This is a genomic window from Paenibacillus ottowii, assembly GCF_006874425.1.
In the GTDB taxonomy this organism is placed as follows: Bacteria; Bacillota; Bacilli; order Paenibacillales; family Paenibacillaceae; genus Paenibacillus; species Paenibacillus ottowii.
In genome coordinates this window covers 515,980-540,270 of sequence record NZ_VIJZ01000004.1, presented here as the reverse complement: position 1 = coordinate 540,270, position 24,291 = coordinate 515,980, and the positions used below count along the sequence as shown (strand labels likewise).

Below are 24,291 nucleotides of genomic sequence, written 5' to 3'. Positions count from 1 at the left end.
ATGTGCTATCCCTTGATCGAGCCGATCATTAGCCCTTTGACAAAATATTTTTGCAAAAATGGATATACAAGTACAATCGGTAAAGTCGTTATAACCATCGTCGCCAGTTTGATGGACTGCGAAGTAACAGACTGGGCGACAATCCCGGGTGCGGCAGACATCATTTGATTTGAGCTGGATTGGGCAACAACCCGGTACAAATACGTCTGAATCGGCTGAAGATCTGTATTATTAATATAGATCATTCCTGTAAAATAATCGTTCCACTGGTACACCCCATGAAACAAGGCAATTGTCGCTACTACTGGCATGGAAACAGGAAGCACAATCCGGCAAAAGATGCTGAAGTCGTTCGCTCCATCTATTTTCGCCGCTTCCTCCAGTGCATCCGGCAGCTCCCGAAAAAAAGCCATAAAAATAATAAGGTCAAAAAAGCTGAACATCGCAGGAATAATGTACACCCAAAAGCTGTCCAGCAGCCCGAGATCACGAATCAGCAAATACGTTGGAATCAGCCCCCCGCCAAAAAACAGGGTAATGGTGCCGATCAGCATATACAGCTTACGCCCGATCAGCTCTCTACGGGAATATGCATATGCAATCATGGCGGTAAAAAACACATGAACGATCGTGCCGATTAGCGTCTTGGCGACCGTCACTCCCATCGCAGTCATAATGCCGCTATTGGCAAATACAGCCTGATAGCTGCTGAGACTAAAGAGTCTCGGCCACCAGTAAATGCCGCCTCGCATTGCGTCTGCTCCTTCGTTAAAGGAGTTCACCAGCACATACCACACGGGATATAACGTCACAAAACAAATGACCAACATAAAAACGTTGTTAAAAAAATCGAATATCGCTTCGCCTGCTGTTCTGCGTCGCAATAGCTGCATGCATCCGTCCTCCTTCTAAAATAGAGAGGTGTTATTCATTCGTTTGGTTACAGAATTGGCTATCAGCAGCAATATGAGAGCAAGAACCGATTTCAGTAATCCGACCGCAGTAGAATATGAAAAACGTCCCTGCTGAATGCCCACCTGATATACATAAATATCAACTACATTACTTGCACTTTCATTCAACGAGTTACGCAGGACAAGAATTTGATCAAAGTTGGAGTTCAATATGCCGCTGACCGCTAAAATAAACAAAATGGAAATTGTACCCTTGATGGCGGGAAGTGTGACATACCACATTTTCTGAAACCGTCCTGCACCATCAATGGTGGCCGCCTCGTACATGTCCGTTGATACGCCCGCCATTGCCGCCAAATAGATAATGGCTGACCATCCAAGCTCCTTCCAAATGTCCGAGCTAACGACGATAGCCCAAAAATAGCCCGGCTCTGCAAGATAACTAATCGGTTGGTCGATCCAGCCCCAAGCCAGCAACAATTGATTAATCATCCCTGTATCCGCCAGCCATGTCGTTAAAATCCCGCCAAGAATGACCCATGATAAAAAGTGAGGAAGGTACGAAATAGTCTGAATGGATTTTTTGAACCGTGTAGACCGAATCTCATTCAGAAACAGAGCAAATACAATAGGTAACGGGAACCCGATCGCCAGCTTGAGCAGGCTAATGCCCAGAGTATTTTTGACAATATACCAGAAGTTATCATCCGCCAAGAAGGCGCGAAAATGTTCTAACCCCGCCCATGGCGCGCTTGATATAGTACCAATAATGTCAAAATGTTTGAAAGCAATCAAAATGCCGTACATCGGAATGTAATGGAAAATAATCATCCATACCACTCCAAGCAGTGCCATGGTCTGCAAATGTTTTTGCCCACCCCATCTGCGGGCTAGTGATGTCCATCTCCCCGATCGGATGGGCGGCTGTGGCTGTGGATTTTTCCATCCTGTACTCATACAGAAGACCTCCCTTCTTTTTCGTGTAAGCACTTACATTTGTTATTTTAGAGGCTTCTGCTACTCATGAGTAGGCCCGTTTTTTTTGATTTTGGTGTCTAAAGTTCAGGTGGAGGTAAGATCCATGCGCAAATTTCTTTCTGTCTTTGGATTTTCTATATCTATCAATTTACGAAAAAGGCTATCAGATGGTACGATAGGACTACATGAAATTCCAATCATTACCTATGTACTAGATCAGGAGGATTAAGAATGGAAGAATTGGTTCGTTCGATTCAGAAGCAGGTTCGGATAAAAAGGTTTGCCTGCTGGGCAGGGCTCATCATGTTTGGCCTGTGTACTTTAGTTGGCGTTGCGGCTGAGGAATGGTTTATGGCGCTCCTGGGGCTCGCAATGACAGTCTTATCGATCTATGGATTAACCATGATGCGTGGTATGACGAAGTTTAGTAAAGAGTATCAACCGGGAAAGGGCTACGGTTATTATCGCCGTACAGTTCAGCAAAAGCTACGTTATTTGACTTGGGGACAATGGTTACTGGGCGGTTTTATCGTTCTGATGTTCTTTATATATCACGTCCGTCTTAGTGCTTTTCTAATAGCTATCCTAGGAATCTTGACCCTTCAGTTCAATATCAAAAAACGAATCAAAAATCATCAGGAGCCCGATGTCGCGGAGTTGGATGAGTTTGTACGGATGGGGATTGTTTCCCCGCATGAGCAGACTATTGGAGTGTATAAAGATTTCCTGCACCTTAGCCATACGTTTCAGGGTAACCAAATTGTTATCGTTACAGACAAACGACTAATATCTGTGTTTGTAGAGGAACAAGGACGTGCGCTGAAAACGGAAATGCTGCTATCAAGTATAAACAAAATACGTGCAATCGGTACCGGTTTTCAGGGTCAAGGTTTATTGCTGTCTGTAAGCAACCGTGACCATAACGAGCTTCACATTCATATGGTCGGGAAAAGCATTTACTTTTCTCCAGAGCAATTCGTGGGCTCCTTACTACGGGCACTGGACGCAGCTTTAAAAATTGGATCATACAGTAAGGAAGAAACATTCCCCGCTTACCAACAGACAAGGATTTCATTGCATCCATTAGAACAAGGTTTGTTGCACAAGCCTACAACCGCTTAAATATTCTTCATAAAAACGCCAAATAGCAAGCAAGCCCTGATCTTAATGAGCTTACTTGCTATTTGGTTAATTAAGGAATCCTATTTTTTACCATTCCCACTTATTAATGATTGGCTCCATGATAAAACACGGTGATAAGATCATGACTAGTAACAAACACCAGCAAACTAAACAGACTGAGCGACAGCGACCGTGAAATCAATTTTTTCATCCTTCAACACTCCTTTTAGAATAGTTATATATTGGTCTTGCTGTGTTGCCGTAGCTTGGGATCTAAAAATCTCAAATATGGCGGTACATTTTCTAAACTCATGCTCATGTTCCATACCCAGGGTATCGGACAGCTTGAGAGATTGCAGAATATAGCCTAACGCAACCGTATACTGTCGCAGCTTTATATAATAAAGAGCCAGCTGATAACAGAAGCGAAAATAATAGGACACATTCACAGGCTCTTCAAAATATTTGAAATCTTCAATTTGTTCGGCAAATGACTCAAGCACACGTTCTAAAGGATAGTCATGTCTGGCTGCTCCCTCAACAATGGAAAGAAGTCCTGGTAACAACTCTTCTGGATTGTCACGAAGAAATTGAATATATTCCTGCAGCACTTCGGAACGACCTGACAAAATATCAAGAGCATATAAATTGGCTCTCGCAGCATGGCGATAATATTCCACCTCAGCTTCTCCAGATGGATCAAGACCATTGAACCAGCCCAGCTCAGCATATTTTTCGATGCAATCCCGGGCGGCCTCATATTTGCCCTGTTTTTGAAAGGCCATGCCTCTCATAAGATGACTGTAGCCGTAATAATAGACTAACGGCCGTTTGGTATGTATGGGTTGTATAGGTTTCTTGCACGCTTTGTAAAGCTGCAATTCCTGATACTTCTGGCTGACATGGGTATACAGCTGGTCGCATAAAGCGATCATATGGGTACCATCCATAAATGAAAAGGACAGCTTAATCATGTTAACAAGTGTGTCTAGATCTGTGATGTCAGAGTGAACGAGATCATCCACCCTCCCCACCTCCTTGTCCGACTTTTGTACTCATCAACAAAAATATCTATATCCTATCTAAAAAAATAATAACTTAATTACGTATTTATTACGTAATTAAGTTATATCATAAAATCAAACATGTGGCAAGGAATTTATAATATATTCCAGTTTCCAAAATGCAGATGCCTATAGAGTATTCATTGGTTCAGTTCCATATGAAGCAACGGAAATGCCCGGCCTGATCCATCCAGCGCAGATCGTCCTGTTTGTTTAAAGCCATAATGTCTATAGAAAGCATGCGCCTTCTCGTTTTGCTCATTCACATCCACTTTGAGGTGGGACCCTTTTATTTGTTCAGCATGCTGGATGAGTCGGCTGCCTGTGCCCTGTCCATGCCGTTTGGGGTCGACAAATAGCATTTCTATTTTCTGACCGTCCAGCCCGATAAAACCTGTCGGCTCTTGAAGTTCAGTACATTCCATCCAAACTTCAATTTCTCTTAAAGCGCCGTTGCGTACGATATGATGGTAAAATTGAATGTCCTCTTCAGACAAAAATGTGTGCGTTTGGCGTACTGCCCGATGCCAAATATCTACGAGTTGATCATGATTTTCTTCCCGATAAGCAATAATTTTATGTTGCACTGTAGTTCCCCCTTATTCGAATATCCATATCGTATGTATTGCAGTAAGTTTAACAGCGTATTTAGAGGCTTTCAAACACAAAAAAGGAAGCGGATCTATCCGCCTCCTTGAGACTAAAGCCCTTTACAACGTTACACCATTTTTGAAAATAGCAAGCTCCCTGAAATTGTTTTTCTCATTATTTACCCAGGTTCCGCTGGCTACATCGATAATGTAATCGACAAAGTGGCGGAGCGCATCTTCCATACTTACATCCTCCACCAGTGAACCGGCGTTATAGTCGATCCAGTGAGGTTTGGCCTTATATAGCGGCGAGTTGGTCGATACCTTCATCGTCGGAACGAAGGAGCCAAAAGGCGTGCCGCGTCCGGTTGTGAATATGACGAGCTGACAGCCCGCCGCAGCAAGAGCTGAAGAAGCAACCAGATCGTTCCCAGGCGCGCTAAGCAAATTAAGCCCCTTAGTCTTGAGACGCTCACCATACTGAATAACATCAGTGACCGTAGAAGACCCGGATTTTTGCGTACAGCCTAGTGATTTGTCCTCCAGTGTCGTGATGCCCCCTGCTTTATTGCCCGGTGACGGATTCTCGTACACTGGCTGCTTATAATCCAGAAAATATTGTTTGAAATCGTTGATCAAATGTACGATCTTATCAAATACTTGCTCATCGGCAGCGCGCTCCATTAAAATCGTCTCCGCGCCGAACATCTCGGGCACCTCTGTCAGTACGGTCGTTCCACCCTGTGCAGCCATATAATCCGACAGACGCCCAAGCAGTGGATTGGCTGTAATGCCCGAGAGGCCGTCAGACCCGCCGCACTTTAAACCGATGTTCAGCTCAGACAAAGGTACAGGCTGCCGCCGATCTTCTTGCACGGCCGCAAAAATTTCATGAAGCAGCTTTACTCCTTCCTCCACTTCATCCGACACCTCCTGGGAAAGCAAAAACTTTACCCGCTCCGAGTCGTATTCACCGATGGTTTCTTTGAATTCTTTCATTTCATTGTTCTCACAGCCCAAACCAAGTACCAGTACGCCACCTGCATTCGCGTGTTTCACAGCATCAATCAAAATCGTGCGTGTATGTGCATGGTCGTCGCCCAACTGAGAACACCCATAGTTATGCTTGAGCACAAGTGCGTTTTCAAAAGGCGAGAGATCTCCCACTTCCTGCTTGAAGCGATTTAAAATGAGTTCGGCAATTCCATTCACACAGCCAACTGTCGGCACAATCCACAACTCATTGCGAATCCCTACACGACCATCCTTCCGTCGAAATCCTTGAAATGTCCGATTTTCCTGTTCATATATACACGGAGCTGGCTTAGGAGTGTAAGTGTATTCCTCCACACCGGTCAGATTTGTTTTTGTATTATGCGTGTGCACATGCTGTCCTGCCTGAATGGGCTGAATGGCATGACCGATGGGATAGCCGTATTTCAGAACATGCCCGCCTTCAGGTATGTCCTGTAGCGCAATTTTGTGCCCGCGCGCTACATCCTCGGCCAGCTCCACGCGTTGTTTTTGTTGTGCTCCCCATGTCAGCGTCTCTCCCTGCTTGTAATCACGCAAAGCGACAGCCACGTTATCTTGATCATGAATTTGAATGAATTCCAGCATTCCAGTCTCCTCCTTGCTTATGCTCCGGGTACGCTGTTCCCAGTTAGAGAATCGAGCGTCTCCTTCATTCCTCTGCTTGTAATTTCATACACGTGCTGCGCCGTTTGTTCAGCCAGCCCTTCGATCTGATTCAGGTCTTGACCCCACCATGTTTGCTTGCCGAGTACCTGCTCAGTTAATTGTTTCGCTCCAGCGAGAGTTCCGTCATACGTGCTCCACAGTTCGCCAAACGTGCTTAACACTTCCGCTTCGTCTGCCAATGCAATCGACTCCCCATCCCTGTCTCCCCGGTAAAATACGAGTAGGGAGGCCAGTGAAAATACGATTTTGGCAGGCAGCGCCTTATGCTGTGCCACATACTGGAGCAAGGATGGCAAGTTCCGCGTCTTGAACTTGGACACCGAATTTAAGGAGATGCTCATGACATAATGACTTACATAGGGATTACGGAAACGTTCCATCACATCGTCCGCATATACATTCAATTCCGCTTCTGGCGAGTCCAGTGTTGGAATAATTTCTTCTCGAATCAACGACTGGATAAATCCCCCCATAACATCATGCTCGACCGCTTGCCCTACCGTATCCAGGCCATATAAGTAGGCTACAGGTGTTAGCGCCGTATGTGCCCCATTCAAAATGCGCACCTTCCGTGTACGATATGGCGCCATATCGTCGACAATCAGTACATTCAATCCGGCCAAATGAGCAGGTAATTCCTCTTTAAGCCATTGTGGCCCTTCAATAACCCATAAATGATATTGTTCACCCACAACGACCAAATCGTCCTTGTAACCTAATTCTGCTTGAATCTCATGAATCCGGTCTTTGGGATAGCCAGGTACAATTCGATCCACCAAACTGTTGCAGAACGTATTCGATTCCTCCAACCATGCAATGAACTCAGCCCCAAGCTCCCATTGGTCCGCATATTTCAGCACGATTTCCTTGAGAGCGTCGCCATTACGGTCGATGAGTTCGCACGGAATGATTACCAGTCCCTTGGTTGGATCGCCCCCAAAAAATTGAAAGCGCTTGTACAGAAAGGCAGTCAGTTTGCCTGGAAAGCTCTTTTGCGGACGATCTTCCAATTGATCCTCAGGCGCATAAGCGATCCCTGCCTCCGTCGTGTTCGAAACAACAAAGCGCAGCTCCGGCTTTTGGGATAATGCTTCATACTCCAAAAATTCCGGGCCGTAAGGATTAATTCCACGAGTAACACACTCCACAACGGTATGCTCCTTCATGGCCCGCCCTTCCTTAATTCCTTCAAGGATAACCGTATAGAGACTATCCTGCACGTTAAGCTTCTCCACCAGGCCTCCTGGTTGCGGTTGTACAATCACAACCCCTGTATTCCATTCTGTCAGCTTATTCATTTTGTCAAATTGCCAGTCTACAAAAGCACGCAGGAAGTTCCCTTCCCCGAATTGCAACACCCTTTCAGGAAACGGTTCTGCAACAATAAAGCTTTTTCGGTTTAAATGGTCTAATTCATCTACTTGTTTCATCCGGAGTAACCTCCCACTAGTACCATAATGATTTCACCGTTATTTTAACATAATGCACACGTTAACAAAATAGTTTTATCAATATTTTTAGTTTTAAAAAATAATAATGGCAAAAATATGAACACGTTAACATGTACATTTATATAAAAAACTGCTAATATCTCGTCTTTTTTCTGTTGTTTCGCACCTGAGCCAAGACGGTTAAGGCTAACTATCACCCTATCCCGAGATCTTGTTTATATATACATTCAGGAGAATAGCCGCAAGATAGCACGGGCAGGATAAAACTACTTACTGAGCAGGAGGAGCATCTATGAAGACAATCGCAGATACTATTGTACAAGTTTTGGTCAATGCAGGGGTCAAGCGAATCTATGGCATCGTTGGCGATTCATTAAATAATATGGTGGATTCCATTCGCAGCAATGGTCAAATTGAATGGATTCATGTAAGGCACGAAGAAGTGGCTGCCTTCGCAGCCGGAGCAGATGCTGACCTTAGCGGCAGCATTGCCGTATGTGCCGGTAGTAGCGGTCCCGGGAATCTGCATTTGATTAACGGTTTATATGATTGCCACCGCAATCGGGTGCCTGTACTTGCGATTGCGGCTCATATTCCAAGTGGTGAAATCGGAAGTGAGTATTTTCAGGCTACGCACCCCGAGCATCTTTTTGGAGAATGCAGCCACTTTTGCGAGATGATTACGACGCCACGTCAAATTCCAAGAATGGTGACTATGGCTATTCAGGAGGCCATTTCACGTTCAGGCGTCTCCGTCATTGTGCTTCCCGGGGATGTGGCAGCTTTAGAAGCCGAAAAGGTCCCCACCCCTGAACATGTCTATCACCCTACAACGCCAGTCGTCCATCCGTCCGCTTCTGAAATTTCCCGGTTGGCAGAATATTTGAATAACGGTAAACGAATTACGCTGCTATGCGGTGCAGGCTGTGCTCAATCTCACGACTTGCTTATGCAGCTGTGCGACAAACTAAAGTCTCCCATGGTATCCGCTCTGCGAGGCAAGGAATATCTGGAATATGACAATCCCTATTATGCTGGATTGACAGGATTGATCGGGTATTCCTCCGGGTACCATGCAATGATGGATTGTGACGTTCTGCTCATGCTCGGAACAGACTTTCCTTATAGACAATTCTATCCTGAAGATGCGATTGTCCTACAGGTCGACATAGAGCCATCCCATCTCGGCAGACGCACTCCATTGACATATGGTGTATGCGGAGATGTAAGGACAACGTTGGAAATGCTGCTTCCCCATCTAACATCAGAGCATGATTCCAGGCATCTGGAAAAAACCGTTTCCCATTATGCCAAGGTACGTCAGGAGCTGGACGATCTGGCAGTTGGTAAACCAGGCCATATGCCGATCCATCCGCAATATCTCGCCAAGATCATCAGTGATACTGCCCAAGAAAATGCTATTTTCACTTGCGATGTCGGTACTCCCACTGTATGGGCGGCGCGTTATTTGCAAATGAACGGTCAGCGCCGGCTTCTCGGTTCCTTCAATCATGGTTCAATGGCAAATGCACTGCCACAGGCAATCGGTGCGCAGGCCACTGAGCCTGACCGACAAGTGATTGCCCTCTCAGGCGATGGCGGACTTACGATGCTAATGGGCGACCTGCTCACCCTAAAGCAGCATCAACTGCCTGTAAAAGTTATTGTTTTCAACAACGGTGCGCTCGGTTTTGTCGAGTTGGAAATGAAAGCGGCCGGATTTCTGGAAAGCGGAACCGAACTGGTTAACCCCGATTTTGGTGCTGTAGCACAAGCCATGGGGCTCAAGGGCATCCGGGTTGAAGACCCGACCATGCTGGAGGATGCCATTCAGCAAGCATTGGCTCATGACGGCCCTGTTGTGGTAGATGTGGTGGTGAACCGTCAGGAGCTGTCCATGCCACCTAAAATTAATCTTAAGCAAGCAGAAGGTTTTACCCTATGGATGATGAAAGCCGTGCTCAACGGACGCGGAGACGAGATTGTTGAACTGGCTAAAACCAATCTCTTTCGTTAAATCCATGATGAAGCAGTGCTCATTTCAACCAAAAAAAGGGACAGGAACAGTGCTTGAGCATTGTACCTGCCCCTTTGGGGCCTGCCTCTATTACATAACAAAACTCAGCGTGTTCTCTGGGCCGTCGATCTCCGCTTCATCAGCACGGTTTCCATAAATATAAGCTCGCCCTCAGTGGACGGTGACTGAATTCGTTCCAGAATGCAAGCGGCACCGCGCTCACTAATCTGCTCAATCGGTCTTTTGACCGTCGTCAACGGTGGAGTCGTATACATCGAGAAACCGATATCGTCAAAGCCAATGACAGACATATCCTCTGGTACCTTCAAGCCGTTTTCAAATACCGCATTCATCGCACCAATAGCCATATCATCGTTAGAGCAAAACACCGCTGTCGGCGGTTCTTCCAAGGCAAGCAGCTGCTTCATTGCTAGACTTCCGCTTTCCGTGTCATAGTGGCCCTGCACGATATATTCATGTCGGATCGGCTTACCATGATCTATCAATGCATTCATGAAACCCTCACGGCGCTGCTGGGTAGATTTGAAGCCTTCCACCCCTTCAATGATCGCAATGCGTTCATGCCCGCTTTCAATGAGAAAGGAAACCGCTTCATAGGAGCCTTCCTTATCATTAGAAATCACATTTACAATTCCAGCCCCAGGCACCTGCCGGTTCAGTACAACAAGCGGAATGCCTTGACCAAGCACATGGTAAATAAAAGGGTTGTCCGCCTCACTCTGGCTCATCAGAATGATGCCGTCAAAACGCTTGCGATGAATAGCAGAAAAATCAGCGTAATCGTCAATTCCTCGCACAAACAGATTGTAATCCACCCCAATGACGTTATTAACTCCACGGATGGTATCCGCAAAAAAACTGGAGCTGGTGCCTTCTGAAATACTGGTGAAAAATAAACCAATTGTATGCGAGCGCTGGAGAACGAGGCTTTTGGCATTGTAATTTGGAATGTAATTGAGTTGCTCTGCCAACTCCATAATTTTGCGTTTCGTATCTTCTTTAATCAGCGGGCTGTTATTCAGCGCCCGGGAGACGGTTGTATGGGAAACATTAGCCAGTTTGGCAATGTCTTTGATGGTAGCTGCCATATACGTATCCTTTCCTTAGTGAGGCTCTAAAAAAATTATATACCCACCATACCACAGGAGCCGCCCAGAAAAGAAGACTTTCACAAATTATACGCGATTGTCCGCATGTCGACGCTGTAATTCTTGAACCATTTCTGCATGTCTGCTGTCTGTCAGCTTGTACATTTTACCGATCACCAGCATGGCCAAAGCCAGGGCAACAGCCGGATAAAGACAAAGCAAAGCTTTGATTCCAAGCAGCGTTCCAGAGGATTGAACCACATTCGGAACATAACCGACGAGCGCCAGTCCAATACCCGATAGAAAACCAGACAAGGATTGAGCCAATTTACGTGAAAAGTTAAATAAGGAGTAAGTAATCCCTTCCTTGCGCTCCCCGGATGACCATTCGCCGTAATCAATGATATCGGATACAAATGCCCAGGTGACCCCGTTGGGAATACTAATGCCGATGAACGAAATACTGGCCAAAACGGTGAAAATATATACATTGGAAGGCATCAAAAAGTTGACGGAATCGGCAATGACGCTAACCAGCATCCCCAGGATAGCTGTTTTTCGTTTACCAAAGCGCCGTACCAGTTTGGGCAGGAACAACACACCCAGCAGCGACGAACCAATAATAATAAAATTCATATACGCCATTAATTCTACATGCCCTAAATTATATTCGGCAAAATAGATCAACAGTGCGGACTTGATATTGTAGGCGGAAATGGTGAAAATCGTCATTAAAACGAGTACCAGCAAGGGTTTGTTATTCGTAAAAGTATGCACGATCACACCTAAAGATAGCTTCTCTTTTGGTCCAGACTGGCTAATAATACGTTCTTTCGTTCCTCGGTAACATATGATGAAAGCGATCACACCAATGAACGACATGATTCCCATGACCACGGGATAGCCAACATGATGGTTAGGAAACAATAAAATAAGCGGCATAACCACGACGCTGGTTACGAATAATGCGCCCAGTGATCCCGCCTGACGGAAAGATGACAACGAAGCACGCTGCTGAGTATCCTGCGTAATGGCTGCACCCAGCGAACCGTAAGGAATGTTTACAATCGAGTAGCCGATTCCCCAGATCATATAGGACGCATAGGCGTAAATGAGCTTGCCTGTGGGTGAAATATTCGGCGAAATAAAAGTAAGAATCGTAAGAATTGCAAGGATAACGCTTCCAAAGACAAGAAAAGGTCTAAATTTCCCACGTGTACCGATATGTTTGCGATAATCAACAAAGGACCCAACAACGGGATCACAGACGGCGGCAAACAGCTTGCTGACCAAGAAAATGCCTGCTGCGGCTCCTGCAGAAACTCCTGCAACATCCGTAAAAAACTTCAGCAAATACAACTGCCCCAAATCAAACATGAATCCGTTTCCAAAGTCGCCCATACCATACGAAATCTTTTCTTTCAGGCTAATATGCTCACCTGTCTTGTTGTCAGTTTGGACGCTCTCCTGTACGATAGGCACTCCCATACCTACACACTCCTCTATTCTCGTAATTATTTTCACATACTTATTGAAATCTATTTTGCTTACAGATTGCTCTTGCCGGGAGTTTGGTACAAGCTCCTAGCAAGAGCATCTTTTTTACTAAAATTAATGAGTTCTCAGTTTAGAGAGCGACATCATTGACTATGAACAACCGTTGGGAAGTTAAAATATTGCTCGGCGTTATTGTAGCAAATATTTTGTACCATGGCTCCGACCAGTTCCAGATCCTTAGGAGCCTTGCCTTCCTGAACCCATGTTCCGATTAAATCGCAAAGGATACGGCGGAAATATTCATGACGTGTGTAGGATAGAAAACTGCGGGAGTCCGTGAGCATACCAATAAAGCGGGACAGCACTCCGTAATTAGCCAGCAGCTTCATCTGCTCCTGCATGCCTTCGATATGGTCGTTAAACCACCATGCAGTACCAAACTGAATTTTTCCCACTGTACCGCCAGATTGGAAACTGCCTGCGAGACTCGCCAGTACTGGATAGTCGACCGAATTAAGCGAATACAAAATGGTTCTCGGCAGCCCACCTGCCAGTTCCTGTGCGTCCAGCAATGCTGCCAGTGAATGAGCGATCGAACCATCATTTACAGCATCGTAGCCTGTATCTGGTCCCAAACGACGGAACATCGCCGTATTGTTGTTACGCAATGCGTGAATATGGTACTGCATCGCCCAGCCGTGTTCTGCATACTGTTTGCCAAGGAAGACCAGTACGTACGACTTGTATTTCGCCTCTTCCAAAGGAGTCACATGGCCTTCCTTCAGCGCCTTGCTAAAGATGGCTGCCGCTTCCTCAAGTGTTGCTTCTTCATAAACTACAGTATCCAGCGCATGATCAGATACCCGGCCCCCAGCAGCATGAAAATGGCGTACCCGACTTGCCAGCGCGTTCAAAAATCCTTCAAGCCCGGAAACGTCCAATCCGCTGACTTCTCCCAATCGAGCCACCCAAGGCTGGAAGGTTTCACGATTAATTTCCAAAGCTTTGTCGGGACGGAAGCTTGGCAGCACAGCAACTGGGAAATCGGTCAGCCTGCTGATTTGCTTGTGATACTCAAGATGGTCGGTTGGATCATCCGTGGTGCACACGACAGTTACCTTCGAGTTCACAATCAGATCACGCGCCCCAAAGCCGGGTCCCTGCAGCTTTTGGTTTACCTTTTCCCAGATCACAGGTGCATTCTGTTCATTTAGCAGCTCATAAACACCAAAAAAGCGTTGAAGCTCCAAATGCGTCCAATGGTACAGCGGGTTGCCGATCAGCGTAGGTACAGTTTTGGCCCAGGCCAGAAACTTGTCATAATCTTCACCATCACCTGTGATTAAACGCTCCTCTACCCCATTGGCCCGCATAAGTCTCCACTTGTAATGATCCCCGTACAACCAGGCTTCCGTAATATTCTTGAACTTTTTATTTTCATAAATTTCTTGCGGGCTTAAATGGCAATGATAGTCGATAATCGGCATATCCTTGGCATACTGATGATATAAGGCCTCAGCCGTTGGATTGCTCAACAAAAAGTTTTCGTCTAGAAACGTTTTGGTCATTACTTTCTCATCCCTTCTATAATCGTGTTTCTTAGCGATTTGTTAACGTTAACAAAAATGTCCGAGACACTACTTTCCTTTTAACAATTACATTCTCCATAACGTAATAATCCCTATGGCTGTACAGGAATATACAGCTATAATATGATGCCTGTACATCATGCCATACTAGTTTGGTTCACCTTAAATTTAATGTTTACGTTAACAACAATTACATTGTAACCGCTATCCTTTGTAGAGGAAAGTGATTTTTATCATGTGAGCAGATAAAAATGATCTGCCCCCATTTGGGACAGATCTGTTCTAAACCTTCTCGATGGCCGACACCACAAGAAAATTCCACAAATTTTAATTTCCGCGATAAATCAAACTTTGAAAACGTTTTATACGATTTTCTCTTTTTTTCTGAAAATTTCTTTCTTGAAAATACCAGTTATTGTATTATAATTGCAATATACATCCATTGATTTACATTGAAAGTATTTCATTAATTTATTTCACAGACGAAGAAGAAGAGGTGGTAGCATTGAGTACAAAAGTGAAAGCTGTTGAAACTAAAACCAAATCCGATACAAAAGGAGCCGACCTTGTTGTCGATTGTTTGATCAACCAAGGGGTTACCCATATTTTTGGCATTCCAGGTGCCAAGATCGATTCTGTTTTTGATGTTCTTCAAGATCGGGGGCCGGAATTGATCGTATGCCGTCATGAACAAAATGCCGCCTTTATGGCAGCAGCGGTCGGTCGCTTAACCGGTAAACCGGGCGTATGCATTGTTACCTCAGGTCCAGGCGCGTCTAACTTGGCGACAGGACTTGTCACCGCGAATGCAGAAAGTGATCCTGTCGTCGCCATTGCGGGGGCAGTCCCAAGATCCGAACGCTTGAAGCGCACACATCAATCTATGGATAATGCCGGACTATTCGAACCTATCACCAAATACAGTGTAGAAGTAGAACACCCCGATAATGTACCGGAAGCCATAGCTAATGCATTTCGGATTGCGACCTCAGCCCAGCCTGGAGCCACATTCGTCAGCCTGCCGCAGGACGTGTTGACTTCGTCATCTGAAGTAACAGCCATTGAGAAGGTTTCTCTTCCCCAACTCGGAACCGCACCCGCCGGACTTATCAAACAAGTCGCAGGCCAAATCAGAAAAGCCAAGCTGCCCGTACTTCTTCTCGGTATGAAAGCCAGCACGCCTGAAGCCACCGCCGCTATCCGTGCTCTCATTCGAGATACAGATCTGCCCGTTGTCGAAACCTTCCAGGCCGCCGGAGCCATCTCCCGTGAACTGGAAGACCACTATTTTGGAAGAGTGGGTCTGTTCCAAAATCAACCGGGTGATATGCTTCTTGGAGCCGCAGATCTGGTACTGACGATTGGCTATGATCCTATCGAATACGATCCAAAAAACTGGAACGTTCCAGCAAACCGAACACTCATTCATCTGGATGACCGTCAAGCAGATATTGATCATGATTATCAACCGGACTACGAGTTAATCGGGAATATAGGCCTGATTGTAAGTGGCCTTGCAGAAGAATTGCCTACCTTAAAGCTACCTAAATCCTCCTGCGACCAATTGGATCGTCTGCGCCATGATCTGAACGAGCAAGCAGCTGTTCCAGCACACAAGCACGATTTTCTGATTCATCCATTGCAATTTATTCGCACACTGCGCAGCCTGATTGATGATAGCGTCACAGTCACCTGTGATGTCGGTTCACACTACATTTGGATGGCACGTTATTTCCGTTCGTATGAACCGCGGCGCCTTCTGTTCAGCAACGGAATGCAGACGCTGGGCGTAGCGCTGCCTTGGGGGATTGCTGCCACACTCGTCAATCCAGGTCAAAAAGTCGTTTCTATTTCTGGAGACGGGGGATTTCTTTTTTCATCCATGGAGCTGGAAACCGCTGTACGCCTTAACTCACCGCTCGTGCATATTGTATGGAGAGATGGTACGTATGACATGGTCGCTTTCCAACAACAGATTAAATACGGCAGAACGTCTGGCGTGAAATTTGGAGATGTCGATGTCGTAAAATATGCGGAAAGTTTCGGGGCCACCGGGTTACGCGTGCACTCCCCTGAAGAACTGGAAAGCGTATTGCAGCAGGCACTTCATACAGATGGTCCTGTGGTCGTTGATATTCCAATTGACTATCAGGATAATGTTCAATTAGGACGCAAGCTGCTGCCAAACCAATTAAACTAATCTCGACTATAGCTCACTCGTGACGGCTTTGTGACAATTTAGGGAGTTTGTCACTTTTTTAATGATTTTTTTAAGTTGTTTATGTTATTTACTGAAATTTTACGTTTATTATTGAAACAGAACGAAAATAATTGTATACAATTACAAAAGGAAGTGTATTGCCATGACCGTTGCAGAACTGGAAACCAAGCAAGAAACTGATCATGATATTTACCAAACGTCCACCATGCTTGCTTTATTAGATGGTCTTTATGACGGCGTTGTTGCCTTTGAGGAGCTGCAAAAGCACGGAGATTTTGGACTCGGTACCTTTGATCAACTGAATGGCGAGATGATCGCGTTCGATGGTGAATTTTATCACTTGCTTCCAGATGGTACGGCCCATCGCGTAAAACCAGAAGAAACTACTCCGTTTTCCACCGTCACCTTTTTTCGTGAAGATTTCACATATACGATTGACCATCCCATGCACCGTGAAGAGCTGGAAGCTTTGCTGCTAAAGTTGTTTCCAAGCCGTAATCTGTTCTATGCCTTCCGTATGGATGGCACTTTTCGTGAAGTAAAGACACGTACCGTGCCTCACCAGGTGAAGCCTTACAGACCTTTTATTGAAGCGACCAAAACGCAGCCTACCTTTACTTTCAATGAAACTTCCGGCGTAGTCACAGGCTTTTGGACACCTGCCTATGCTCAAGGGATTGGAGTAGCCGGATTTCACCTCCATTTTATCAATGATGAACGCACTGGTGGCGGACATGTTTTTGATTTGGTTGTCGACAAGTGCACAATTCGTATTTGTCAAAAATCTAATCTGCATCTTGTGCTGCCCGAAACACCAGATTACTTGAAGGCTAACTTGTCCAGAGTAGACCTGGAGAAAGAAATTGCTGTCACCGAAGGTGCGCAATAACACGGCATATAGATCGTCAAGATACGCCCCTATAGCTAGACAATAAAAGGCAAAAGATCACAGTCAGAGAGCAGTAGCCTCTTTTTCTGACTGTGATCTTTTTATATACGAATGTATATACATGATACTGCTTATGTTCTCACTCGGTTCTCCCTATACCTCAACCTGATCCAGTTTATCTGCATAATATTGAATGGCACGTGAATATTCCTGTGTAGATACATCCGAGCTCGTCTCAGCAATTTCCATAAGCAGCCCTTGCATGGCTTTCCCGTATTCCCCCAGATTGTATAACGCCATAGCGTAAAATATCCGAAACGGTCTGTAATCTGGAAATTCGTTTATTCCTGTGTCCAACCATGCTTTCGCCTTGGCGTAATCTCCCAATACACGATATGTACTGCTTAATCCCAGGATGGCTCCTCTCCTTGATTCTGCGGATAGTGCCATACCTAGGCTTTTTTCATAAAAGGGAACCGCATCCTTTTCTAAGCCCAATACGTCATGCGTGCAGGCTGTTTGATACCATAACTCCGCATCTTTTGGCTCCTGCTTCAGTGCCTCTAACAGAAGCTTACGTGCTTCCTTTGCTTGACCTGTACGTCTTAGCTCACTGGCTTTTGCAATCAAATGATCCATGCTAATCCTCCACTTTTTATTCTCCATGATTTCCTTGAGATACATGTTACCTGACATTTGAATACGATGTAAATGGAAGTTCGCCAAAAATATGAAGCACAAAAAAACGACTCTCCGTTTAGAAGAGCCGCTATAGCTTAGTTGTCACAAGTTATTTAACCTTCAACGATCCTGTGCTTAGAATGCCCGCTATACGTTGCGTGTCGAAAATACGGGATAGCTCCTCCACTGCCGTCAAGTACAGCAGGCCGTTGCCCTCCAGCTTAGGAGAATTGCCGAGTGGAATCGTGCGTTTGATGAGTTGGGCGTATAATTCTGCTTCGGTGAGATCACGCTCAAAGCTCGCATTGGCCAGCTGCTTAATCAACGCCAAAGCACCTGCTACGTGCGGAGTAGCCATCGAAGTTCCGCTAAAGGTCGCATATTTACCGTCTGGAACCGTGGACAAAATATCTTCTCCTGGTGCGACCAAATCCACCTCATTATTAGAATTACTGAATTCTGAGGCATGTCTGTCAAAGTTGACAGCACCTACGCCGATCACTTCATTATAGCAGCCAGGGTAGCCGAGCTCGTCCGTTCTGTCGTCACCGTCTCCCTCATTTCCGGCTGCACAGACGACCAGGATTTGGCTGGCTACAGCCTTTTTTACTGCTTCATGAAGCTCAGGCACATCCTCGGGACCGCCCAGCGACATCGAAATAATATCTGCCTTTTGCTCAATTGCATAATAGATGCCTTGGATAATCCAGTCATATTTACCGGAGCCCTGCTTGTTTAGCACTTTGATGATAAGCAGATCCGCCTCCGGGGCGACACCTACAACACCAGCTTCATTTTCAGCTGCCGCAATGGTTCCTGCTACATGTGTACCGTGACCGTTGTAATCCTTGAAAATTTCCGGATCACCTTCATCATCATCCGTAAAATTGCGGCCGCCAATAATGCGTGCCTTCAGATCTGGATGGTCCGAATCACAGCCCGTGTCCAGCACCGCCACCTTTATGCCTCGGCCTCGAGTCTGGTTCCATACCGCAGGAGCCTGGATCAGCTCCACACCTCGCGGTATTTCATTCACTTGTTGCTCCTGCTTGATCACTTGGTAAGGAATGATATGCACTTTACGTTCCATCCTATTCCCTCCTTCATGGATTCAATCGGAAACCATCCGTCTTTGAAACTTTGAAAAACCTCTACAGCATCTGAGGTTACTATATTCTAGCAATTTTTGAAAAGTTTGAACATCCCATTTTGCTTATTTTTGCAAAAAAAAGACAGACATCAACCAATCCAATTGGAAATGTCTGCTCTAGTATCTCTATGAATCTTACATCGATTCCGCTTGTAGCTCAGCCTTAGATAACAGCGATTTGTGCTGCCATTTCCGGCCTTTCCAGCGCAGATAGTGGAAAATACCTCGTACCCATTCATCGCATGCATGTGCAATCCACACACCCAGCACACCATAACCCATATGAATACCCAGCACATATGCCAGCGGGATTTTAATCCCCCACATTGAAATCATGGCCATCATTAACGGGAACTGAACATCTCCTGCTGCTCGCAAGGAGCTAATGACCACGTGGTTGAACACACGGCCTGGCTCCAGCAATATACAGAACAACAAAATCGCTGCCCCCAATTGAATGATTGCTGGCTCATCCGTGAAGATTGCCATCACTTCATATCGGAAAAAGGATACTACCACGATCACAGCAATCGTAATAACTAGAGACCATTTCAGGCTCCGTAAAAGTTGATGATATGCTTTTTCCTTGTCTCCAGCTCCAATCAGGCGAGCCACAATAATTTCGGTCCCCTCACCTACGGCCATTCCAAATACCATGAAAAAGTACACAATCGTATTCGTATAAAAATGAGTGGCAATCGCCGTTGTACCCATAAAGCTGACAAATCGGGTCACCATCATTTGGCTAAGCTGATAAGACAGCCATTCCAGCCCGGCAGGAATACCAATCTTCAGAATCGCCACCAGCTTGCTCCACTGAAGCTGCACATAATACCGGATGCGAATCGGCGCACTTATACGTTTGTACAACAGTATAAAAATCCACACACATGCTACAACGCGGCTAATCACCGTTGAAATCGCTGCTCCCGCTACCCCCATTTGCGGCAGACCAAACCAGCCATATATGAGCAATGCATTCCCCACAATATGTAATATATTCATGCCGATGCCCACGATCATCGTATCTTTGGTAAAACCATGCGAGCGAATCACCGGTCCTGCGGTTAGCATAAGGGCTTCCAGAAACAGCGAACCCCCTGCCAGCATCATATAGATTTCTGCATTTTCCTTAATTGTCGGTGTAATTTGGTAGAAAGATAGTAAAAAATCCCGACTCACGATAAACATCAAACTCAGCGCCAGTCCAAATACTAGATTAAAAGTTAGTGCAGAGGCGGTAACACGACTTGCGTCCACATGTTTATGCGCACCCAAAAGCTGAGCAATGATCACTCCTACTCCAAGACCGAGCAAATTGAAGAGTATAACCGTAAATTCAATTAACTGTCTCGATACACCAACAGCCGATACAACCTCATCAGAGAGATGGCTGAGCATGAACGTATCCACGCTACCCATCAAAATATGAAAAAGCATTTCTATGAAGATCGGCCAAGTAATCGCGAAAACCGTCATCGTTTTAACGGCCTGCGCTTGCTTAGAGCCACTTTCCTGCGACAATGACATCCTTCTGTATTCCTCCCGCTTCCGTATGTAAATCCAAAACTTGCCCATACTTTTTGTGATAACGCTTACTCATTCGTAAAAAATCATATGTTTTTTATCGTTTTTATAATATTCCAAGCGGTCCTGTAATTGTCCTGTGTGAATTCGAACGTATGTCCGTCTGGATCTGTAAAATAGACCGATCTTTTATCCTGTTCATTCCGCTCTCGACCGGGTAAAATGGCGACATTAAGAGCCAACCACATTCCCAGGCAATCCAGATAAGCCAGCTTACGTCCTTTAACCAGCAGTTTTCCGTCTAGTACATTCTGATAGAACTGTATAGACTTTTCTAAATTAGATACCGAAAAGAAAATGTGATTCCATCCTTGTATGCTCATGCTTCCTATTCCCTTTCATCGAACCCTGTTCAGCCAGTAATTCCATGCTTTTGTATATTGATCTAAATCTTCTGGGTGATGGCGAATGCAGGTAGCGATACGAAAGTATAATCCCTGTAGCACTTCCCTGTTCAGCACATATACCCCTGTCATCTCGGGTCCAAGTTTTTCAACCGCAGGCAAAATGGTTTCGACGATCAGCTCATCGGGTGATGAACAAAAGGCGCATATCAAATCATACAGAGGTTCTCCCACTACTGGGTCAGGATCAATAATACCTGTTAATGTACCATTTTCGGCAAACACAAAATTATGTACTCCGAAATCGCCATGAAGCAAATATTTAAGATTGCGTTGCGGCGTTGCGGCGTTCCGGCCACAAGGGTATGGACGAACCGATGATCCGGATAACCATAGTTACGTTCTTCTCCAAGAGATTTGTACTGTGCAATAACCTCGGTCACCAGACAGAGCAGCAACTCCCCTTTGTTTCCTTCACAATATTGCCCTGCGAACCCTGGTTTGAACGTGTAGACCACATAACGATGAAGGGGGTCAACATAGACCAAACGAGATAATTTCTCAATCTGTGCATAGGTATACAGAAACTCCGCCTCGGCTTTTACAATCGCAGGATCATTTTGCTTGATCACATATCGCGGCCTGGTACCGTCCATGACAACAACCACTTCACTCGAAGTTCCGCCTGTCAGGGGTTTGAGATTTTTCATATCGCTTTCAAGCACGCCTGCTTCATAAAGCTCATTCAAGATAAATTGAATGTCCATGTAAAACCTCCCTTTACATCTAAGCTATAAATAATGAGGCTGGCGCTTCGGATTGTTGGTCTAGCCTACCTGTTCGCCAGCCGTTCTTTTCTTAAAAATATATTTTTTCATGCTCCGCATAGATTTCAAGCGCCCGCTCCATCTTATGGACATAGGCCTTATCCTGACTGGTACATCGAAACGTGACGTGTCCCTCCTGCGTTTGGCCTGTTTTTATCGGAGATGCCAGCAAATTACGCTCAGACAGCACCTGTTTCAAGCGTCTAACCGTTCCCTGGCTCCCGTCAATCAACTGAATATGAGAAGGCAGCAGTTCTCTCAAAATTTCCTTATAGAATGGATAATGTGTACATCCCAACACGACCGTACCATAAATGTCTAGGTTAAACGAAGACAGCTTATGGCTAAAATAGTTGCACAATTCTGTACGGTCAAAATTCAACTGTTCGCAATATTGTACTAACTCTGGCAAAGGCAGTGAGTCCACACTCCCGTGATCATCAACTCTCGATACCAGCGCTGCATAACCGGATTGTTTTAAAGTCAATGGTGTCGCCAGCACCAGCACTCTTTTACCATTGGTTCGATTCATTTCGACCGCTGGCTTCACAGCTGGCTCCATGCCGATAATCGGAAATTTATATTCCTTCCTTAGCTCCGCTGCCGCGATACTTGTAGCCGTATTGCAGGCAATTACCAATGCTTTTATATCCTCTTTGAGGATCATTTGTACCGAAGCCTTGACATAACCAAGCACCTCTTGGGGTGTTTTCGTCCCATAAGGAACATGAAGCGTATCCGCCATGTAAACAAAATTTTCATTTGGCAAACGTCTTAGCGCCTCAGACAATACTGTAATTCCACCCAATCCCGAATCAAAAAAACCTATCTTCAAGCTACTCACCTTTTTTCGTTCAACTATGGTGTTGAATCTTCCCGGCACCATGTTATTTCCTTCTTCGCCTATTCAAGCCATTCTCTTCACTAGACTTTACATTTAAATTTTACCGCAAAAATGATATTTTGCAAAAGAAACACGCAAATTTTACAGTGTAAAAAATAAAGTAGCTGTCCAAAGTAAATTTAATATAGAAGTGTTGACAGATATTATCTTTATATTGTAATATTACGTGGTAACTTACTAACTAAACTTACTTATTCAACTTACTTAGGGGGAAATAAATCATGTCTAAAGTATTATTTGTCAAAGCTAATGATCGTACAGCTGAAGAATCTGCAACAGTTAAATTGTATAACGCATTCGTGGAAAGCTACAAGGCTTCCCACCCATCTGATGAAATCACTGAGCTGGACCTGTTCTCCGTTGAGCTGCCTTATCTGAACGCTAACATGATCAACGGCACGTTCAAATCTGCTAGAGGTATGGAATTGAATGCAGAAGAAGCTCGCCTGGCAAACATCGCCAATGGTTACCTGGATCAATTCCTGGCAGCAGACAAAGTTGTATTTGCTTTCCCGCTCTGGAATATGACTATTCCAGCTGTACTGCACACATACATTGACTACTTGAACCAAGCTGGTAAAACATTCAAATACACTCCAGAAGGTCCGGTAGGTCTTGTAACTGACACTAAAGTAGCCTTGTTGAATGCAAGAGGCGGCGTTTATTCCGAAGGACCAGCTGCTGCTGCTGAAATGTCTTTGAACTTCATGAGCAACATCTTAACCTTCTTCGGCGTAAAAGACATCGTGAAGGTTGTACTGGAAGGACATAACCAAGCTCCAGACCAAGCACAAGAAATCGTTGCTTCTGCCGTACAACGTGCAGTAGACGCAGCAAAATCGTTCTAATCATATATATGAAGAAAAGAGGATGTCCGCACCCTTTAGGGAGTGGATATCCTCCTTTTTTTGTTACAAAATATAAAAAACACGTGCTTCCCTGATCTGTGATCAAGTAAGAGAAGCACGTGCCTATATGAGCTTATTTCTGTTTAAGGAATGAACTGCTGCACGATTTTTACAACCTTGCCGTCACGAAGCGTAATATGGTATGGAAATTGGCTGAGGTCCAGCACATCCTTTTTTGCAAAATCCTTCTCAAACTGCGCCAACGGAATAGATTCGTTCCATTGCACATCTGTGTCTTCTATATTCCCCGTGTGATCATAAATCTGCACCTCTACCGAAGCATCTGGCGCAATCTGATACACGTCATTTTGCACAGTATTGTTTACGATGTAATAGCCGTCCGGCGCTCCATCCAATCCTGTATTTCCTTCATGCTCCAAAAATGCCTTGTTCGCTGCTGCGCCTTCGTACCATTCAATCGGATCTGCTGACAGATACATTTGTCCATTGCGAATGTCCATTTGATTTATATATACGGTCTCCTGATTTTCAGCTGCTGCTACAGGTGTGTAGCCTTGCGCTGTTGCCCCTGCCGTCGTAATCAGCATCATCATCAAAGTCAATACGGTCCATTTCGAAGCTAATTTCATCATGTCTGATCTCTCCTTGCCGTTTGGGTATGTACACGGTGTCTGTAAGCTTCATTACCCTTGTGTACCTATCATAAACTTTCAACGGTTAAAAAGTGTATCAGATACATAAAAAATAAGTTACGATTTTTTAAGACTTGGTCTTAAAACTTGATGAC

The 24,291-nt window shown here is 45.1% G+C and carries 21 protein-coding genes and 1 pseudogene; 5 read left to right on the top strand and 17 right to left on the bottom strand.

Features of this window, described 5'->3' with window-relative positions; translation table 11 throughout:
- Positions 1 to 5: 5 nt before the first annotated feature.
- Together FKV70_RS12670 and FKV70_RS12665 are read right to left on the bottom strand one after the other, a co-directional pair.
- Positions 6 to 893 (bottom strand): carbohydrate ABC transporter permease, encoded by an 888-nt coding sequence (locus FKV70_RS12670; protein WP_063208658.1) that lies wholly within the window; start codon positions 891 to 893, stop codon positions 6 to 8.
- 15 nt (positions 894 to 908) lie between these two features.
- A complete protein-coding gene (locus FKV70_RS12665) occupies positions 909 to 1,871 on the bottom strand; it encodes an ABC transporter permease (RefSeq protein ID WP_142613039.1) in 963 nt (320 codons plus the stop codon).
- A 252-nt stretch (positions 1,872 to 2,123) separates the two neighbouring features.
- Here FKV70_RS12665 and FKV70_RS12660 point away from each other — a divergent pair, with 252 nt between their 5' ends.
- Complete coding sequence (locus tag FKV70_RS12660; protein ID WP_142613038.1) at positions 2,124 to 3,014, top strand: hypothetical protein; 891 nt, start codon at positions 2,124 to 2,126, stop codon at positions 3,012 to 3,014.
- A 167-nt stretch (positions 3,015 to 3,181) separates the two neighbouring features.
- Here the strand turns inward: FKV70_RS12660 and FKV70_RS12655 are convergent, their stop codons facing one another.
- The 4 genes from FKV70_RS12655 to FKV70_RS12640 all read right to left on the bottom strand — a co-directional run bounded on the left by FKV70_RS12655 (position 3,182) and on the right by FKV70_RS12640 (position 7,799).
- Positions 3,182 to 4,039: a DNA-binding protein gene (locus tag FKV70_RS12655; protein ID WP_142613037.1), complete on the bottom strand. Its 858-nt coding sequence runs from the start codon at positions 4,037 to 4,039 to the stop codon at positions 3,182 to 3,184.
- A 179-nt stretch (positions 4,040 to 4,218) separates the two neighbouring features.
- Entirely contained in the window at positions 4,219 to 4,665 is a 447-nt protein-coding gene (locus tag FKV70_RS12650) for an acetyltransferase (protein WP_064797952.1), read from the bottom strand.
- A gap of 123 nt (positions 4,666 to 4,788) precedes the next feature.
- Positions 4,789 to 6,288: a UxaA family hydrolase gene (locus tag FKV70_RS12645; protein ID WP_142613036.1), complete on the bottom strand. Its 1,500-nt coding sequence runs from the start codon at positions 6,286 to 6,288 to the stop codon at positions 4,789 to 4,791.
- 17 nt (positions 6,289 to 6,305) lie between these two features.
- Positions 6,306 to 7,799, bottom strand: a complete 1,494-nt coding sequence (locus FKV70_RS12640; RefSeq protein ID WP_142613035.1) for a tagaturonate reductase — start codon at positions 7,797 to 7,799, stop codon at positions 6,306 to 6,308.
- A gap of 313 nt (positions 7,800 to 8,112) precedes the next feature.
- Here FKV70_RS12640 and poxB point away from each other — a divergent pair, with 313 nt between their 5' ends.
- Positions 8,113 to 9,837, top strand: coding sequence for a ubiquinone-dependent pyruvate dehydrogenase (gene poxB / locus FKV70_RS12635; protein ID WP_064797955.1), 1,725 nt, complete (start codon positions 8,113 to 8,115; stop codon positions 9,835 to 9,837).
- Positions 9,838 to 9,941: 104 nt separating this feature from the next.
- Here poxB and FKV70_RS12630 read toward each other — a convergent pair whose 3' ends face one another.
- From FKV70_RS12630 to uxaC, 3 genes are all read right to left on the bottom strand, one after another.
- The gene (locus FKV70_RS12630) at positions 9,942 to 10,946 is read right to left on the bottom strand and encodes a LacI family DNA-binding transcriptional regulator (protein ID WP_142613034.1); all 1,005 of its coding nucleotides are present in this window, start codon (positions 10,944 to 10,946) and stop codon (positions 9,942 to 9,944) included.
- An 87-nt stretch (positions 10,947 to 11,033) separates the two neighbouring features.
- Entirely contained in the window at positions 11,034 to 12,434 is a 1,401-nt protein-coding gene (locus tag FKV70_RS12625; RefSeq protein WP_142613033.1) for an MFS transporter, read from the bottom strand.
- Positions 12,435 to 12,586: 152 nt separating this feature from the next.
- The gene (gene uxaC / locus FKV70_RS12620; protein WP_142613032.1) at positions 12,587 to 14,011 is read right to left on the bottom strand and encodes a glucuronate isomerase; all 1,425 of its coding nucleotides are present in this window, start codon (positions 14,009 to 14,011) and stop codon (positions 12,587 to 12,589) included.
- Between the two features lie 517 nt (positions 14,012 to 14,528).
- Between uxaC and alsS the strand changes: the two genes are divergently transcribed.
- Complete coding sequence (gene alsS, locus FKV70_RS12615; protein WP_208738402.1) at positions 14,529 to 16,232, top strand: acetolactate synthase AlsS; 1,704 nt, start codon at positions 14,529 to 14,531, stop codon at positions 16,230 to 16,232.
- Between the two features lie 163 nt (positions 16,233 to 16,395).
- On the top strand, positions 16,396 to 17,142 hold the full coding sequence (gene budA, locus FKV70_RS12610) for an acetolactate decarboxylase (protein WP_142613030.1): 747 nt from the start codon (positions 16,396 to 16,398) through the stop codon (positions 17,140 to 17,142).
- Positions 17,143 to 17,295: 153 nt separating this feature from the next.
- On the opposite strand, the gene FKV70_RS12605 is transcribed toward budA, so the two are convergent.
- The 7 genes and pseudogenes from FKV70_RS12605 to murI all read right to left on the bottom strand — a co-directional run bounded on the left by FKV70_RS12605 (position 17,296) and on the right by murI (position 22,617).
- Complete coding sequence (locus tag FKV70_RS12605) at positions 17,296 to 17,781, bottom strand: tetratricopeptide repeat protein (RefSeq protein WP_142613029.1); 486 nt, start codon at positions 17,779 to 17,781, stop codon at positions 17,296 to 17,298.
- A gap of 151 nt (positions 17,782 to 17,932) precedes the next feature.
- A complete protein-coding gene (locus FKV70_RS12600; protein ID WP_142613028.1) occupies positions 17,933 to 18,913 on the bottom strand; it encodes a S8 family peptidase in 981 nt (326 codons plus the stop codon).
- Between the two features lie 195 nt (positions 18,914 to 19,108).
- Positions 19,109 to 20,503, bottom strand: coding sequence for an MATE family efflux transporter (locus FKV70_RS12595; RefSeq protein WP_142613027.1), 1,395 nt, complete (start codon positions 20,501 to 20,503; stop codon positions 19,109 to 19,111).
- A gap of 69 nt (positions 20,504 to 20,572) precedes the next feature.
- A pseudogene (locus tag FKV70_RS12590) lies at positions 20,573 to 20,883 on the bottom strand (VOC family protein).
- Between the two features lie 15 nt (positions 20,884 to 20,898).
- The gene (locus tag FKV70_RS26565; RefSeq protein ID WP_244310719.1) at positions 20,899 to 21,189 is read right to left on the bottom strand and encodes a hypothetical protein; all 291 of its coding nucleotides are present in this window, start codon (positions 21,187 to 21,189) and stop codon (positions 20,899 to 20,901) included.
- Positions 21,165 to 21,671, bottom strand: a complete 507-nt coding sequence (locus FKV70_RS12585; RefSeq protein ID WP_244310718.1) for a hypothetical protein — start codon at positions 21,669 to 21,671, stop codon at positions 21,165 to 21,167. The genes FKV70_RS26565 and FKV70_RS12585 overlap by 25 nt, the downstream gene beginning before the upstream one ends.
- A 91-nt stretch (positions 21,672 to 21,762) precedes the next feature.
- Positions 21,763 to 22,617 carry a glutamate racemase gene (gene murI, locus FKV70_RS12580; protein ID WP_142613026.1) on the bottom strand — a complete coding sequence of 285 codons (855 nt, stop codon included), beginning with the start codon at positions 22,615 to 22,617 and terminating at the stop codon, positions 21,763 to 21,765.
- 239 nt (positions 22,618 to 22,856) lie between these two features.
- On the opposite strand from murI, the gene FKV70_RS12575 reads away from it, so the two are divergent.
- Positions 22,857 to 23,483, top strand: a complete 627-nt coding sequence (locus FKV70_RS12575) for an FMN-dependent NADH-azoreductase (protein WP_142613025.1) — start codon at positions 22,857 to 22,859, stop codon at positions 23,481 to 23,483.
- Positions 23,484 to 23,626: 143 nt separating this feature from the next.
- Here the strand turns inward: FKV70_RS12575 and FKV70_RS12570 are convergent, their stop codons facing one another.
- Entirely contained in the window at positions 23,627 to 24,136 is a 510-nt protein-coding gene (locus FKV70_RS12570; protein ID WP_063208703.1) for a hypothetical protein, read from the bottom strand.
- Positions 24,137 to 24,291 lie beyond the last annotated feature (155 nt).

Bases quoted from the DNA above. Each gene is read 5' to 3' on its own strand.
- FKV70_RS12665 (WP_142613039.1), bottom strand. From the start codon at position 1,871: ATGAGTACAGGATGGAAAAATCCACAGCCACAGCCGCCCATCCGATCG.
- FKV70_RS12625 (WP_142613033.1), bottom strand. From the start codon at position 12,434: ATGGGAGTGCCTATCGTACAGGAGAGCGTCCAAACTGACAACAAGACA.
- FKV70_RS12640 (WP_142613035.1), bottom strand. From the start codon at position 7,799: ATGAAACAAGTAGATGAATTAGACCATTTAAACCGAAAAAGCTTTATT.
- FKV70_RS12600 (WP_142613028.1), bottom strand. From the start codon at position 18,913: ATGGAACGTAAAGTGCATATCATTCCTTACCAAGTGATCAAGCAGGAG.
- poxB (WP_064797955.1), top strand. From the start codon at position 8,113: ATGAAGACAATCGCAGATACTATTGTACAAGTTTTGGTCAATGCAGGG.
- murI (WP_142613026.1), bottom strand. From the start codon at position 22,617: ATGGTGCCGGGAAGATTCAACACCATAGTTGAACGAAAAAAGGTGAGT.
- budA (WP_142613030.1), top strand. From the start codon at position 16,396: ATGACCGTTGCAGAACTGGAAACCAAGCAAGAAACTGATCATGATATT.
- FKV70_RS12570 (WP_063208703.1), bottom strand. From the start codon at position 24,136: ATGATGAAATTAGCTTCGAAATGGACCGTATTGACTTTGATGATGATG.
- FKV70_RS12575 (WP_142613025.1), top strand. From the start codon at position 22,857: ATGTCTAAAGTATTATTTGTCAAAGCTAATGATCGTACAGCTGAAGAA.
- FKV70_RS12595 (WP_142613027.1), bottom strand. From the start codon at position 20,503: ATGTCATTGTCGCAGGAAAGTGGCTCTAAGCAAGCGCAGGCCGTTAAA.
- FKV70_RS12585 (WP_244310718.1), bottom strand. From the start codon at position 21,671: ATGGACATTCAATTTATCTTGAATGAGCTTTATGAAGCAGGCGTGCTT.
- FKV70_RS12660 (WP_142613038.1), top strand. From the start codon at position 2,124: ATGGAAGAATTGGTTCGTTCGATTCAGAAGCAGGTTCGGATAAAAAGG.
- uxaC (WP_142613032.1), bottom strand. From the start codon at position 14,011: ATGACCAAAACGTTTCTAGACGAAAACTTTTTGTTGAGCAATCCAACG.
- FKV70_RS12670 (WP_063208658.1), bottom strand. From the start codon at position 893: ATGCAGCTATTGCGACGCAGAACAGCAGGCGAAGCGATATTCGATTTT.
- FKV70_RS12645 (WP_142613036.1), bottom strand. From the start codon at position 6,288: ATGCTGGAATTCATTCAAATTCATGATCAAGATAACGTGGCTGTCGCT.
- FKV70_RS12605 (WP_142613029.1), bottom strand. From the start codon at position 17,781: ATGGATCATTTGATTGCAAAAGCCAGTGAGCTAAGACGTACAGGTCAA.
- FKV70_RS12630 (WP_142613034.1), bottom strand. From the start codon at position 10,946: ATGGCAGCTACCATCAAAGACATTGCCAAACTGGCTAATGTTTCCCAT.